The following is a 13,870-nucleotide window of genomic DNA, read 5'->3' on the forward strand; positions in this document are numbered from 1 at the left end:
CTGTGTCCGTTGTCGTCCAGTGCCGTCCGGTGCTGTCTGCTGGCGTCCGCTGCCGCCCGTCGGCACCCGGGTCTCGGGCGTCGACGGGGACTCTCCCGGGCTCAGCGCTCGCGGTCGTCGCGCTCGACGGCGTCGAGGGTGTAGTCCCCGGCCTCGTCGATGGCCTCGGCCAGGGCGGCGTCGTCGAGGCGGATATCGGAGAGCACGGTGACGGTGGACTGCCCGCCCTTGTTGAGCAGGACGGAGACGTCCTTGACGCCGTCGAGCGCCTCGAGCTCCTCGGTGACGTGGGCGACGCAGTGGCCGCAGGTGAGTCCGGAGACCTTGAGGGTGGTGGTGCGGTCGATACCGTCGGCGGTGAACTCAGTCATCTCTCACTCCTTGGGAGGCGTGTGCGGAAAATGGGTGGATCGGATCGGAAACCAGATGGTCCGCCGTGGAGCGGACCGTGGCGCTCAGGACCGCACGAGCCGGGCGATCGCGTCGGAGGCCTCGCGGATCTTGGCGGTGCCCTCCTCGTCACCCGCCTGGGCGGCGTGCAGGACGCAGTGGCTCATGTGGTCCTCCAGCAGGCCGAGGCTGACGGCCTGAAGGGCCTTGGTGGCGGCGGAGATCTGGGTGAGGACGTCGATGCAGTAGACGTCCTCCTCAACCATGCGGGAGATCCCCCGCACCTGCCCCTCGATGCGGCGCAGGCGCTTGAGGTAGTCCTCCTTGGATCCGGTGTAGCCGGCCATCTCTCCTCCGTTGTCTCGGTCGTCACCGACCATACCCCTAGGGGGTAGGGGTGTCAAATACCCCGGAGGGGTATATCGTTGGCGCGACCGGTCGGATGGGCGCGGATCCGGGACATGGCGTCAGGGGACGTGGGATGCTCGTGCCATGACCGCTGTTGCCCCTGTCTCCCCCGGCCCCGCTGACTCCGACGCGGTGCCCCGGATGCCAGATGACCCCGATCTCCAGCTCGCCCGGGACCCCAGGGCGGGCGCTGGGCGCCTCATGGTGCTGGCCGGCAACCGACCCGACCTGCGCGGCGTCATCGCGGACAATCCGGGCTGCTCCCCGGAGCTGCGCGCCTGGGTGAGCCGTATGGGGGGTGCCTCCGCCGGCTCCGGGCGCCGCGGTCCTGAGGCCGCAGCGGCTCGGGCGGGCGGCTCTGGCGGCGCCGACGACGCGGATGATGCCGTGTCGCTGGCGCCCACGGGCTGGGAGCCCTCCGACATCGGCCTGGGTGATGAGCCCTTCGGCTCCGTCCTGGGTGACCCGCTCATGGGCTCACCGCTCTTCGACGATGACGGCTCGGGCCACCAATCCACCGACGCCGATCCCGCCGAGCCCACCGGTGCGGCCGCTCGCAACGACAGGGGAGGGCGGCGGGCGCCGTCGAGCCGGCGTACGGCCAGGCCGCACACCGCTTCCGCCCGTACCGCTCCGGACCGCACTGCCTCGCGTACGGCTGCGGCCCGGGTCACGCAGGCCCCCGCCCCGCCTCCGCAGCGGCCGGCGGTGACGATGCCTGCGCCCCCGGCCCCGATGCCGCCCGGACGTTTCGCGCCCGCGGCGCCCTACCCGGTGCCGGGGTTCGCCGGGCCGGTCGGGATTGCCGGGCCCGTCGGAGCCGCCCCGGGCCGGGTGGAGGCCGACCCCTGGGCCGTGGGAGGAGCGCCCGCCGGCGGCCTGCCGTCCGCACCTCCGCCGCCCTCCGGTGCGCCGGGGATCCCTGGCGCCTCCTTCGGGGGCGGGCGCTACAACGCCCCGGCCTCCTCGCGCAGCGCCAGGAGGTCGGCCCCGTCGTCGCCGTCCAGCACGAGCCCGGTCAAGATCATTGGCTGGATCCTCTTCGTCCTGCTGTTCATCGTCATCCGGGCCCTCAACGGCTGAGACGAAAGGGGGTCAAGGGGGCGGGGGTGCGGCCCCAGGGGTGGGCGCGCCTCAGGGCGCGGCGGAGCCCGGGGTCGAGCCGCTCGGGGCGCCGGCGGCCGGGATGGTGATGGGGCTGTTGGAGGCGTAGCCGTGCTTGAAGGCCCACACCACGATCTCCAGGCGTGAGACCGTCCCGGTCTTATGGAACAGGCCGGTGATGTGGGACTTGACCGTCGCCTCGGCGATCGCCAGCAGGGAGGCGATCTTGCGGTTCGAGGCCCCCTCGCACAGGAGGCGGAGCACGTCGCGCTCCCGTTGAGAGAGGTGGACGCTGCCGTCCGCGCCGCGCACGGAGGCCAGGGCGTAGTCGATCAGGCGCGTCGTCGGTGTCGGGGCCACGACCTTCGCCCCGGAGTGGACCGTGCGCACCGCCGCGATGATCTCCTCAGCCGGCGCGCTCTTGAGCAGGAAGCCGCTGGCTCCGGCTCCTAGGCCCTGCAGGAGGTCCTCGTCGGTGTCCACCGTGGTCAGCAGAATGACCCGGGTCGACGGCGAGAGGCGGAGCACCTCCCGGGTCATCTCCACGCCGTCCATGTGCTCCATGTGGACATCGGTGATGAGGACGTCGACCTGATGGGACTGCACAAATCGCAGGACGGCGCGAGGTGAGCGCGTTGCGGTGAGGATCGTGAAGTCCTCGACGTCGGAGAAATAGGACTCCAGATGGGCCAGGGCCATCGCGTCGTCGTCGACCAGGGCCAGGCCGACACAATCGGGAGAAATCTGGGAAGACATGAGTCTCCTTGGGCAGATGTGTGCAGTCCGCGATCAGTGGGGGGCGCGGTCTGCTGGGAACAGTGAACAAACTACCTGAAAAAAGATGATCGCCGTGTAAACACCTTCAGACGCGCCCCGACGAAAGGTGGAGGGAGCCATCCAAACGGCGAGGAAAGCAATAGATCAAAGGGCGATGCGAGGCCCCGTCGGATTCCGGCAGGCTCATGGCCAACGGCACTTCCCCAAGTGTGCCTCCTCTGTCGTTCCCAGGAAGGAGGGTCCGTGTATCGCTCTGCGCTCGTTGAGGGCGTCGCGCCATCACTGGCTCGTGCTGCGTTACTCGAGTCTCCCTTCGGCCTGGTTTCCCGTTCCACCGAGCTGCCCCAAGCGGCCGGAGAGCCGGTCTTCGCGATCTGGACCGGTCTTCTGGGTGATCCCTCTGAGGCGCTGAGGTCACAGCGCACCTGGAATCACCGTGCCGAGGCGGGCAACTTCGACGGGGCCGGCGGGGCCATCGACGCCGATCGCGCCAGACACATCGCGATTGTGGAGACGATGGAGCGCTACTCCAGCTGCTCATGGACGGAGGAGGAGCTGGTGTGGGACACCCCCGCCGGTCTCGGCGAGGCCGCGATCGGACCGGAGCGCTGGCCGGCGTGCTCGGCCACCGAGTTGGCGGACCCGGACTGCGGGCTCATCGCCTCAGACCCCCGCGTCCCCCTGCGTTGGGTGCGCGGTTGGTCCCTGACCCGCGGCCGTGAGGTCTTCGTCCCAGCGGTGCTGACGTACCTCAACTTCCCGGTGCGCACCCCCTCCGAGCAGTTCGTCAACCCCATCTCCACCGGCACCGCCGCGCACTCCGACCTGCGCGAGGCGGTCCTGGGCGGCCTGCTCGAGGTCATCGAGCGCGACTCCATTGCCCTGACCTGGCTCCAGCGCCTGCGCCTGCCCGCGGTCGCCGTCGACCCCTCCACCCTGGGGGAGGAGGTCGCCGAGTACCACCGGGTCGGCACCTCCACCGAGCTGGAGACCCACCTGTTCGACGCCACCACCGACTACGGCGTCCCCACCCTCTACGCCGTCCAGACCTCCCAGGTCGACCCCGAGCTGGCTCAGGTGGTGGCCGCCACCTGCGACATCGACCCGCAGCGGGCGCTGGCCAAGATCTACCGCGAGCTCGCCTCCCTGCGCATCGCCCTGCGCAGCCACGCCCGCGGCCCGCGCGCCCAGGAGATCAAGGGGCAGGACCTCACCGTCGTCGGTGGCGCCCTGGCTGACGCCGAGCTGTCCATGCGCCACGTCTTCGACTTCCTCCTGGAGGGGGAGCGGCCCGTCCACGCCCTCGATGACATCGGCACCCTCACGGCGTCCAGGCCCGGCGCTGGCAGCGGTGACAGCCCCGACGGCGCCGGCGGCAGTGCCGACAGTGCCGCCGGCCCCGACCCGCTGGAGCAGGTCGTCGCCAACCTGGAGCGGGCCGGCGCCGAGGCCATCGTCGTCGACATCACCACCGACGAGGCCCGCCAGGTCGGCATGCACGTCATCAAGGCCCTCATCCCCGAGGCCATGCCCCTGTCCTTCAGCCACCACGCCCGCTACCTCGCCACGCCCCGCCTTTACCGGGCGCCCCGGGCGATGGGCCTGACCGTCCACGACGAGGCGGGGATCAACCCCGTCCGCCAGCCCTTCGCCTGAGCCCGATGTCCGCATACCCGTCCACCTCACTGACCGACACCCAGGAGCCCCGACCCGACATGAGCATGACGCCGCCCGCACCGGACGCGCAGCCGGCACAGCACCCGGCGCCGCAGGCCCCCACGGGGCCGGTGACGGCCTACCTGCCTCAGGGCGGGTTCGCGCGCGCCGTCGCCACGCGCCTGGCCGGGCCCAGCGACGTCGTCATCCCGGTCGACCACGGGCTGGTCAGCGCCTACATTCCCTACGCCGACCGCGCGGTCCTCATCGCCGACCCCGACCAGACCGGCCTGCGCGAGGACCTCGACACCCTGTCCTTCACCCGGGGGATGCCCTCCCTGGGCCTGGAGCTCTTCCCCACAGAGTTGCGCTGTGGGCCGCTCGTGGTCCCCGGCCGCAGCGCCTGCTACCGCTGCTACGACCGGCGCCGCCGCCAGCACGGCTACCGCCCCCTGCCCCCGGAGGTCGTCTCTGAGCACGGCCCGCTGGAGCAGGCCTACGCCCACCACCACGTGCTCCTGGGCGCCGGCCTCATCTCCCTGGCCCTGCAGACCCTTGACGCCCCCGGCCCCCAGGACCCGGCCCCGGAAGGCGCCGACGACGTCGCCCCGATCGGTGGCCAGGTGTGGACCATCGACCTCGTCTCCGGCATCACTACCTGCTCGCCGACCGTGGCCGTCGACCGCTGCGAGACCTGCTCGGGCCGCTACGAGGGCCGCCGTGACGGCCTGCCCGCGCTCGCGGCCCTCCTGCCCGAGCGGCATGGGGAGGTGGCCTGAGATGGCCGGGGACACCACAGGCTCTGTCATGCGCGCCGGCGACGTCGGCCGCGCCGCCCGTCGCGACCTGCAGTTCCGTATCCCTCGCAAGCCGGTGGTGCGCCTGGGCCTGCGCGCCCGGCCCGACGAGACCGGCTGGATCATCGACGGCGCCCGCAAGAGCCAGGTCCTGGGTGGGGCCTTCGCCCGCGAGCACACGGGCGCCCTGCTCCAGGCCTGCGACGGCACCCGCACCCTCGAGGAGATCGGCGAGGTCACCGGCGTCGGCCCCCAGGCCGCCTTCGAGGCCGTTTCCCTGCTGTGGACCGGCGGCATCGTCGAGGAGGGCGACACCGAGCCCGCCCCCGGAGACCCGGCACCCGAGCTGGCCCGGCTGCTCTCCCGCCTGGGCGACTCCACCGGCGTCAACGACTCCTGGCAGGATGCCGCCCGCCGCCTGGCCGCCGCCCGGGTCGCTATCGTGGGGGACGCCGAGCTGGCCGGAGAGATGGTCGCCGCCCTGGAGCCCACCCTGCCCGAGGTGCGGCTCGACAGCGCCCCCCGCCGCGGGGACACCCTCACCGTCCTCGTCGAGACCGCCGACTCCGCGGCCCGCTCCCAGGAGCTGGCGCGCCGCTGCCGGGAGGAGGGCATCGCGCTGCTGCGGGTGCGCGCCGAGCAGGAGGCGGTGACGGTCGGCCCTTACGTCGACGAGTCCTTCTCACCCTGCCTGGCCTGCGCCTGCGCCGACGAGCCCGAGATCGGCCCTCGCCCCGAGGCAGCCCGCCACGACATCATCGTCGGCCTGGCCGCCCGGGCCGTAGCCGCCCTCATCGCCCGCGCCACCGTCACCCACCTGCCCGGGGACGCGCGGCGCACCGACCTGGCCACCTTCACCTACTCCGACCGCCCGGTCGTCTCCCGCCCCGGCTGCCCCGTCTGCTCGGTGGCCGGTGCCGGCGAGGAGCCGGTGCCGGTGGCGCCCTCGGCCCCCGTGGGGGCGCGCTACGAGCAGTCCGTGGCCATCCCGCCGGCCGCCTTCGTCGACTCCAAGGGCCACCAGCAGCACTACAAGCCCTCCAACCTGCGCCTCCAGCGCGAGTTTCGCGACTGGCCGGTCTGCCCGCGCACGCCCCTGCCGCCGGCCGACCTGGAGCGCCTCGACCAGCCCTGGCCGATCGCGCACCCGCTCACCGACGACGGCGCCGAGCCCGACGTCCTCGCCCGCCCCACCCTGAGCGAGCTCGCCACGATCCTGGCCCTGTCGGTCGGTGTGCGCGAGCCGCTCGGCGCCGAGCCCACCGGCCCGGAGTCGGCCGAGGTCGCCCCGGCCCCGCTGAGCGACAAGCTGCGTCGCTGGACGGCCGCCGGCGGCAACATCGGCTCGGTGACCGCCTACGTGCTCGTGCCCGAGCACGGGCAGGCCGGCCAGGAGGTCACGGGAGCGGCCGGGCAGCGGCTCGCCCCCGGCACCTACGTCTACATCGAGCGCGACCACGCCCTGGCCCTCATCGGCCCCGCCCCCGCGGCGGTGGATTCGGGGGGAGACGCGGAGACGGACGCAGCGGCGGAGGCCGGGCCGGATCTCCCGCCCGACGGCGTCGGCGCCCGGATCGTCCTGACCGGCAACGTGGACAAGGTGGCCCGCAAGTACTTCTCCTTCGCCCTGCGCATCGCGGTCCAGGACTGCGGCTGCTCCTTCGAGGTGCTCCGCCTGGTCGCCGAGGCCCTGGGGGTGCCACTGCGCGCCCGGGCCCGCTGGGACGAGCAGCGCATCGCCCGGGCGCTGGGCACCGACCCGGCCCGGGAGCCGGCCTGCATCGTCGTCGACCTGGGAGGCCGCCGTGCGCACTGACTTCGAGACGCTGCGTGAGCTCATCTCCGGCTTCTCCGCCGGATCGGACACTCGCCCCGCCGAGCCGACCTCCGACGGCCTGGCCGAGCGCCGCCCGCGCCCGCCGCTGGACTGCCGGCTGCCGGACGCGCTCGTCCCCGGCCCCCAGGACCCCTACCCCCATAGCCTGCACGAGACCTTCGAGCGCCGCTCGTCGTCGACCACCTACGGCACCGAGCCGCTCGAGGCCGAGGCCCTCCTGGGCATGGTCCGTGACGCCCTGGCCGACGACGCACGCACCTGGGGAGCGGACGCGGCGGCCTGCCCCCTGGAGCCCTTCGTGCTCCTGCTGCGCCCGCGCGGCGCCGAGCCCGGCATCTACCGGGTGCGGCTCGACGGTGTCGACCTCGTTCGCCCCCTGCCGCCGGCCGAGGAGATCGAGGGCATGGCGGTGCAGAAGGAGTTCGCCCGTGCCGGCGCCATCGTCTCGGTGGCCGCCAACCTCGATGAGGCCGACGCCTGGGGCGGGGCCGCCGGCTACCGCTTCACCATGAGCCGCAGCGCCGCCCTCATCTACTCGCTGCACCTGCGCGCCGCCGCCCGGGGACTGGTGGGAACGGTCTTCGCCGGCTTCGCCACCTCGGCGGTGCGCCACCTGCTGGACTCCGACGGCGTCAGCCGCCACCAGATGTTCGCCGTCACCATCGCCAGCCCGCAGACAGAACCGCCAAGTCAGGCGGCCGGCTAGTCCCGGCCCGCCCGCCGCGAGCGCCGTCGGCCCACCCGCTGGTCCACCGCCGGCCAGACGGACCCAGAACTGCATACCGCGTCACAGAGTTCCACAGACCACCCCGTTCGCGGGGTTGGGGCCCGGTCCCGGCAGACCGGACCCCCGGGGCCCGAAAGGGGCCCCGCTCCTGCCCACCAGACATCTGAGAGAAGGAGGTGAACAGCATATGACGAACAGCTCGATTGATCTCACCCTCGCCGACAGTGACTTCGGCGTCGAGGAGCTGCCCGAGGGCAACGCCCTGGGTTGTGCCTTCAGTAGCGCCAGCGCGTCCTGTCCGGCCAGCGCCGCCTCGGCCTCGTGCCCGGCCAGCGCGGCCTCGGCCTCGTGCCCGGCCTGCGCCGCCAGCGCGTCGACGACGTCCTGCTGACGACCCCATGGTGGCGGGTAGGGGACCGCGGTTCCCTACCCGCCACTGGTGGTACCCCGGAGCCCCGTGAACCGACCTGAGGGAGCCAAGAGCCCACGATGAGCACGGTGATGAGTACGGCGAGGACAACGCCGACGATCCCTGGTAGCCGCCCGACGAACCCGATCCCGCGCCTGCGCCGCGGGGTGAGCCTCATCGTCGGGATGGACAACCAGCCGATGCTGTTCGACTCCGACTCGGGCAAGTACCACCGGCTCGGCGCGGCCGCCGCCTTCATCGTGGGCCAGTTCGACGGGGTGCGCCCCCTGCCGACCATCATCGAGGAGCTGCCCCAGGACATCGACGAGGCGGGCGCCGAGCGCATCACGGGCCTGGTCGACAACCTGCGCGACAAGGGCCTCCTGGCGGGCGGCGACCCCGCTCCCGCCGACCCCGCCGCCCCCGACGCTTCGGCGGCCCCGGCGCGCACCAGGCGCAGCCGTGGACGCCACACGGCCCAGCCCCGCCGGGCCCGCCACCTCAAGGTCGAGAGGCCCCGCCGCAGCGGGGGCTGGTGGCTGCCCCGCATCATCATTGCCCGCAAGTACCACCGGATCGTCGCTCCCGTTGTCACCCTGCTCCAGCGCCTGCCGGCCCCCGCGCTCAGCTGGGTCTTCCTGGCGCTGGCCGCCTGCGGGTATGCGGCCGGGGCCATGGCGCTCAGCTCCCTGGCCGGGGGCCCCCGCCCGGGGGTCCTGGTCTTCGTCACGGCGGTGGCGATCCAGCTGGTGAGCATCCTGCTGCACGAGTCCTGGCACGCCATCGTCGCCGGCTACCTGGGCACCCCCATCCGCGGACTGGGGGTGGCGCTCATGTTCTGGGCGATCCCCATCGCCTACGTCGACCGCACCGACTCCTACCGGGTGCGCTCCCGGAGCGGGCTGACCATGCTGGCCCTGGCCGGCATCTTCTCCGACGGCGTCGTCTGCGGACTGGAGGCGGCCGTCGCCTGGGCCTCGGCGGGAACGGTGCGCCAGGTGGCCCTGACCCTGTGCGCCTTCCAGCTCACCATGCTCGTCACCAACCTCAACCCCCTCACCCAGTCCGACGGCGTCGCCGCGGTCGAGGCGGCCACCGGCTCGGTCAACCTGCGCGGGCGCTCCATGTTCGTGCTGCGCTGCGTCCTGACGCGCCAGCCGCTGCCGCCGGGCCTGGCCGTCATGCGGCCCGCGGTGCGCTGGGGCTACTTCATCTACGGGCTGGCGTGCTCTCTTCTCGGACTGGTGGCCTTCGTGATGAGCGTTGTATGGATAGGCTACTGGCTGTACGCCCTCTTGAAAGGTTTCCTCCTATGACGCAGCCGGTTCTCTCTCGTGCCGGTGCCTCCCCCTCCCAACAGCCACAGCCGCAGCCCGTATCCGCCGTGACCCCCGGGGAGCCCATCCCATCCGCTCCGACCTCCGCCGTACCAGCGCCGGTACCGGCACCGGAGCCGGAGCCCCCGGCCCTGGCCCAGCCCGCCGTGGCCCTGCCGACCCTCGTGCGCCTGGGCGGGCTGCCGGTGCGGGCCGTCCCCGAGACCAGCGCCGCCGTCATCGGCACCCTGGACTACCTGCGCCGGCTCGACGAGGTGCTTGACGGCGCCGCCGACCAGCTGCTCGACCCGCTCTACGAGATCGTCCCCACCCTGGACAAGGCCGAGCGCCGCCCGGTCCTGCGCGCCAAGCGCTGCGTCTTCCAGGGGCGCGCCACCGACCTGTCCGAGGAGGTCCTGGCGGCCCTGCCCTCCGAGCTGCGTGCGCTGCTGGAGCGCTGGGACGCCCTGGTGGCCCGCAAGGAGGAGACCCGAGCCCGCCTGGCCGTCCTGGTCGACGTCGACCTGGACCGCAGCCGCGAGCTGCTGGCGGCCGGCCTCGACGAGCCCGGCTACCAGGAGGCCCTGGCGATTGCCGCCCCGGCCCTGGTCTCCACCCTGGCCGCCCGCGGCCGTCGGCTCGAGGACCCCCGCGTCCTGCGCACCCTCTACACCCTGGCCACCCGGGCCGCCCTCAAGACCAGCCCCTTCTCGGGACTGACCACCGTCAATGAGGCGGGCCAGCCCTCCACCGGGCGCAGTCACCGCATGGTGGCCACCCACCTGGCCTACCGCATCCTGAGCGCCACCGCCCAGGACCTGGCCGCCGACGGCGCCCTCTACCTCGAGCCCGCCCCCGTGCGCCGGTCCTACAGCGCGGCTCCCGGCCCGGACGCGGCCGGCGCCTACGGCCAGTACCCCTCCCGGGAGGTCGAGGCGGAGGCGCTGACCGTCGTCGGCGAGCACGAGTACGGCAACGGCATGGTCTTCCGCCAGGAGACCATCCAGCCCGCCCGCTGGCTCCAGGAGACCCACGACGCCCTCACCGGCGGCGGCATGCACGCCGTGCTCAGTGTGCGCGACGCCTGCGAGCGCGTGGGCGGCGCCGACCCGCGCCTGCGCCTGGAGCGGCTGCTGGCCTCCGGCGCCATCGTGCCGCACGTGCCCTGGTACCGCGGGGAGAACCCCTTCCCGCTGCTGGCTGCCTCGCTCTCTCCGGAGCAGCAGCGCCAGTGGGGCAAGGACCTGGCCTGGCTGGCCCGGCTCGACGACGCCGTCGGCGCCGCCGACGGGCCCGGCCGCGCCGAGCTCCTCAACCGCACGGTGCGCCTGGCCGAGCGGGTCTTCCCCGACGGCGAGCTCGGCGAGCGCCCTAGCGGCTTCCTCTACGAGGACTGCGAGTCGACCCGCAGCTGGGTCGACCCTCTCGAGGACGCCCCCTTCGAGCAGGACGTCAAGACCCTGGGCGAGCTCGCCGATCCCTGGGTGGCCCGCTCCCACATCTACGACCTCATGGTGGCCCGCTTCGTCTCCCTGTTCGGAAACGGCGGGGTGTGCAAGGACCCGCTGGCCTTCTTCATGACCATCGCCCACGCCCCCGACGGCGATCAGGAGATGCTGCGCGCCGCCGGGCTCGACTATGCCGCCGGTCCCAATGAGGAGCGCGCCGCGCTGTCCGGCGGGCTCTCCGGCTCGCCCAGGCACCTGGGCGCCTTCCTCCAGCCGGTGGCCCCCAGTGCCCGGACCTACGCCGCCGGCGGGGGCCTGACCGTCGTCAACGCCTTCACCAACGCCAACGGCTCCCTCCAGGCCCGCTTCCACCGGCTCCTGGGCTCCGGCTTCCGGGAGCGCCTGGCCACACGGATCCGCACCTCCTGGGGCACCGAGAGGGTCCTGGAGATCCAGGCCAGCACCGAGTGCAACACCGGTCAGGCCGTCTCCTGCGGGCTCCTGCCGCCGCTGGGGCTGCCCGGTGAGCCGGGGGCGCCGGAGGCGGTCCCCCTCAGCTCCCTGCGACTCGTCCACGACCCGGCCACGAGCACCCTGTTCCTGGCCGACGACGCCGGGCCCGTGGGACTGGCCTACCTGGGCCTGACCCCCCAGTACCTCCTGGGCGGCTACCTGTCCTGGCTGGTGCTGCTGAGCGACCCCTGGTCCCGGCTGCCCCCGTTCGCGGACCACTGGACCAGCCGCCGTCGGGACCTCAGCGGGCCCCTGCCCGACGAGGTGATGCACTCCGAGCGGAACGTGGCCGGCCGCCTGGTGACCCGCCGCGAGTCCTGGACCTTCCCGGCCCACCAGATCGCCCCGCTCATGGACCGCGACCTGACCACGACCCTGCTGCACATGGACGACCTGCGCAAGCAGTGGGGCATACCCACGGAGGTGTTCGTCCACCAGCACATGCCCTCCCAGGGCGCCACCTTCGACCAGCACAAGCCCCGCTACGTGGACCTCACCTCACCGGTGTCGCTGCTGGCGCTGCGCGGCTGGATCGACCCCGGCGCCGCCCACATCAGCTTCGTCGAGGCCCTGCCGGCCCGCGGCGAGGCCCTGGGGCTCACCCAGGACGGTGAGCCGACGGTGGCCGAGTACCTGGTGGGACTCCAGTGGCCCAAGAACCTGGGAGGCATGGCATGAGCACGCACGACGACGTCCAGTTCAGCCGGCGCGAGCAGCGCAACCAGCCCAGCCGGCTCATCCGCTCCCGCAGGCTGCGCTGGCTCGGGGGGCGCTCGAGGGCCAGTGAGCAGGCGGAGCGCACCGGGCAGGAGAGCCAGGTGGGCCAGGGTGGCCAGATGGATCAGGTGGGCCAGGTGGGCCAGATGGGCCAGCCCAGTCAGGGCGGTCAGGCCGGCCAGGCCGGAATGGTCGGCCTGGGGGGTGCGACGTCGCAGGCTGGCGGCTCGATCCCGGGGATCCAGCCCCTGGAGATGGCTGCCGCCGACTTCGGCAACCTGCGCGCCCAGCACAGCGCGACGCGCCAGCGGGGCGCGGCGATGGCCGGTCAGCGTGAGGGCGTCGGCTGGCTGTACGCGCGGATCTACTGCGCCAGCGGGGACGACACCGACGCCCTGCTGCCCGAGGTCGCCCAGTGGCTGACCCGGGCCCGCGGCCAGTGGGACATCCGCTCGGCGCACTTCCTGCGCTTCGTCGACCTGCGCGGCCACCACATCCGGCTGCGGCTCAAGGCCGTCGAGGGCGTCCTGGATGAGGCCTACGCGAGCATGCGCGAGCTGGGGGCCGCGGCCCAGCGCACCGAGGCACGCACGGTCGAGCGTCTCGTCTCCGATCCGATGACCGGGGGGATCGGTGCGAGCCGGCCCGGCATCACCTTCGGCGTCTACGGCCCCGAGTACGACAAGTACGGGGGAGTGGCCGGCGTCGAGGAGGCCGAGCGGCACTTCTACGTCTCCAGCCGCTGGTGCCTGGACCACCAGGTCTGGCAGATCCCGAGGCCGGTGCCGCGGGCGGCCCTGGCGGCGCGGTTCCTGGCGCTGGCGGCCCGCAGTGCGCCGTTGCCCGAGGCCGAGCTGCTCTCCGCCCACCTGCGGATGTGGGGCTCGCGGCTCCCCGCGCACCTGCGCGACGGCAGCGCCCTGGGGCCGATCGTTCAGCAGCTGCTGGAGGTCATCGAGTTCCAGTTCGATGAGATCCCGTCCTGGAGCCAGGCGGCGGCTGCCGTGGGTGAGCTGGCCGACGACGCCGGGCGCGCCATCGGCGTCATGGGGGCGGGCACCGGCGGGCGCCGGGCCCTGGACCTGCTGCACATCGACGTCAACCGGCTCGGCCTCAACCCGGCCGAGGAGTGCATCGCCGGGCTGTGCGCCCGCCAGCTCCTGGCCGGGGGCGCCGTGCCCCCGGCCCAGCCCTCAGCCGCCGTCGGGTAGCCGGGCGCCGCCTGGGCCCGGAACCCCGAAACGCGCCGAAGTGTCCATGAGAAGGCCCCTGATTGTCGATGAAGGGCCCGAAAGTGTCGATGAAGGCCTGGAGGTGTCCACGGTGCTGACATTAACCCTGTGCCGGCGCCGCTCGCCGAGAAGAAACCGCGGAGTTCCAACGATCGCCGGTGGGTACTTCAACGGCCGGCGCGCTAATGTCAGTGCTGTGGACACGTGGCTGTGCGGGGAGTGGGTCCGCCAGGGTCTTGGCGGCGCATTCAGGTTCTTTCACCTCGGGGGCAATCCCACCGGTCCCCGCCTGGCCCCTTCAGGTGCTCGCGCAGGGGACTCAGAAGTCATGGTTCGACGATGACCTGAGCAGGGTCCACTTTAGAGCGGCCTACTGCACGAGGGTGGGGGTGTAGTGGTCGGGGGTTGTGCGTACTGCACGAATCCCCGGACCCTGTGGAGTACACCCGACCCTCTGCCAGTGGATCCCGACCCTTGCGCAGTTCGGGTGGTGTCAGGTCTGATGGTCGGGCTGAGGCTCTGATCGAGCTTGACCCTCG

At 72.9% G+C, this 13,870-nt stretch carries 12 protein-coding genes; 9 read left to right on the forward strand and 3 right to left on the reverse strand.

Features of this window, described 5'->3' with window-relative positions; genetic code table 11:
- Window positions 1-101: 101 nt before the first annotated feature.
- A complete protein-coding gene (locus tag HMPREF9058_RS08695; protein ID WP_009406768.1) occupies window positions 102-371 on the reverse strand; it encodes a heavy-metal-associated domain-containing protein in 270 nt (89 codons plus the stop codon).
- 84 nt (window positions 372-455) lie between these two features.
- Entirely contained in the window at window positions 456-737 is a 282-nt protein-coding gene (locus HMPREF9058_RS08700; RefSeq protein WP_009406821.1) for a metal-sensitive transcriptional regulator, read from the reverse strand.
- Window positions 738-882: 145 nt separating this feature from the next.
- On the opposite strand from HMPREF9058_RS08700, the gene HMPREF9058_RS08705 reads away from it, so the two are divergent.
- Window positions 883-1,881 (forward strand): hypothetical protein, encoded by a 999-nt coding sequence (locus HMPREF9058_RS08705; RefSeq protein ID WP_009406876.1) that lies wholly within the window; start codon window positions 883-885, stop codon window positions 1,879-1,881.
- Between the two features lie 51 nt (window positions 1,882-1,932).
- Here the strand turns inward: HMPREF9058_RS08705 and HMPREF9058_RS08710 are convergent, their stop codons facing one another.
- Window positions 1,933-2,658, reverse strand: a complete 726-nt coding sequence (locus tag HMPREF9058_RS08710; protein WP_009406732.1) for a response regulator transcription factor — start codon at window positions 2,656-2,658, stop codon at window positions 1,933-1,935.
- Between the two features lie 264 nt (window positions 2,659-2,922).
- Between HMPREF9058_RS08710 and HMPREF9058_RS08715 the strand changes: the two genes are divergently transcribed.
- The 8 genes from HMPREF9058_RS08715 (at window position 2,923) to HMPREF9058_RS08750 (ending at window position 13,310) form a co-directional block, all read left to right on the forward strand.
- Window positions 2,923-4,335 carry a YcaO-like family protein gene (locus HMPREF9058_RS08715; protein WP_009406807.1) on the forward strand — a complete coding sequence of 471 codons (1,413 nt, stop codon included), beginning with the start codon at window positions 2,923-2,925 and terminating at the stop codon, window positions 4,333-4,335.
- 5 nt (window positions 4,336-4,340) lie between these two features.
- Entirely contained in the window at window positions 4,341-5,114 is a 774-nt protein-coding gene (locus tag HMPREF9058_RS08720) for a hypothetical protein (RefSeq protein WP_009406931.1), read from the forward strand.
- A 1-nt stretch (window position 5,115) separates the two neighbouring features.
- Complete coding sequence (locus HMPREF9058_RS08725) at window positions 5,116-6,948, forward strand: bacteriocin biosynthesis protein (protein ID WP_009406741.1); 1,833 nt, start codon at window positions 5,116-5,118, stop codon at window positions 6,946-6,948.
- Window positions 6,938-7,675, forward strand: coding sequence for a hypothetical protein (locus HMPREF9058_RS08730; RefSeq protein ID WP_009406863.1), 738 nt, complete (start codon window positions 6,938-6,940; stop codon window positions 7,673-7,675). The genes HMPREF9058_RS08725 and HMPREF9058_RS08730 overlap by 11 nt, the downstream gene beginning before the upstream one ends.
- A 208-nt stretch (window positions 7,676-7,883) precedes the next feature.
- Window positions 7,884-8,087, forward strand: a complete 204-nt coding sequence (locus tag HMPREF9058_RS08735) for a thiocillin family RiPP (RefSeq protein WP_020992058.1) — start codon at window positions 7,884-7,886, stop codon at window positions 8,085-8,087.
- A gap of 98 nt (window positions 8,088-8,185) precedes the next feature.
- Complete coding sequence (locus HMPREF9058_RS08740) at window positions 8,186-9,421, forward strand: PqqD family protein (protein ID WP_050798032.1); 1,236 nt, start codon at window positions 8,186-8,188, stop codon at window positions 9,419-9,421.
- Entirely contained in the window at window positions 9,418-12,060 is a 2,643-nt protein-coding gene (locus HMPREF9058_RS08745; protein ID WP_009406730.1) for a lantibiotic dehydratase, read from the forward strand. The genes HMPREF9058_RS08740 and HMPREF9058_RS08745 overlap by 4 nt, the downstream gene beginning before the upstream one ends.
- Window positions 12,057-13,310 (forward strand): thiopeptide-type bacteriocin biosynthesis protein, encoded by a 1,254-nt coding sequence (locus tag HMPREF9058_RS08750; RefSeq protein WP_009406781.1) that lies wholly within the window; start codon window positions 12,057-12,059, stop codon window positions 13,308-13,310. The genes HMPREF9058_RS08745 and HMPREF9058_RS08750 overlap by 4 nt, the downstream gene beginning before the upstream one ends.
- Window positions 13,311-13,870: the final 560 nt, after the last annotated feature.

The organism is Actinomyces sp. oral taxon 175 str. F0384, from assembly GCF_000223355.1.
GTDB lineage: Bacteria > Actinomycetota > Actinomycetes > Actinomycetales > Actinomycetaceae > Actinomyces > Actinomyces oris.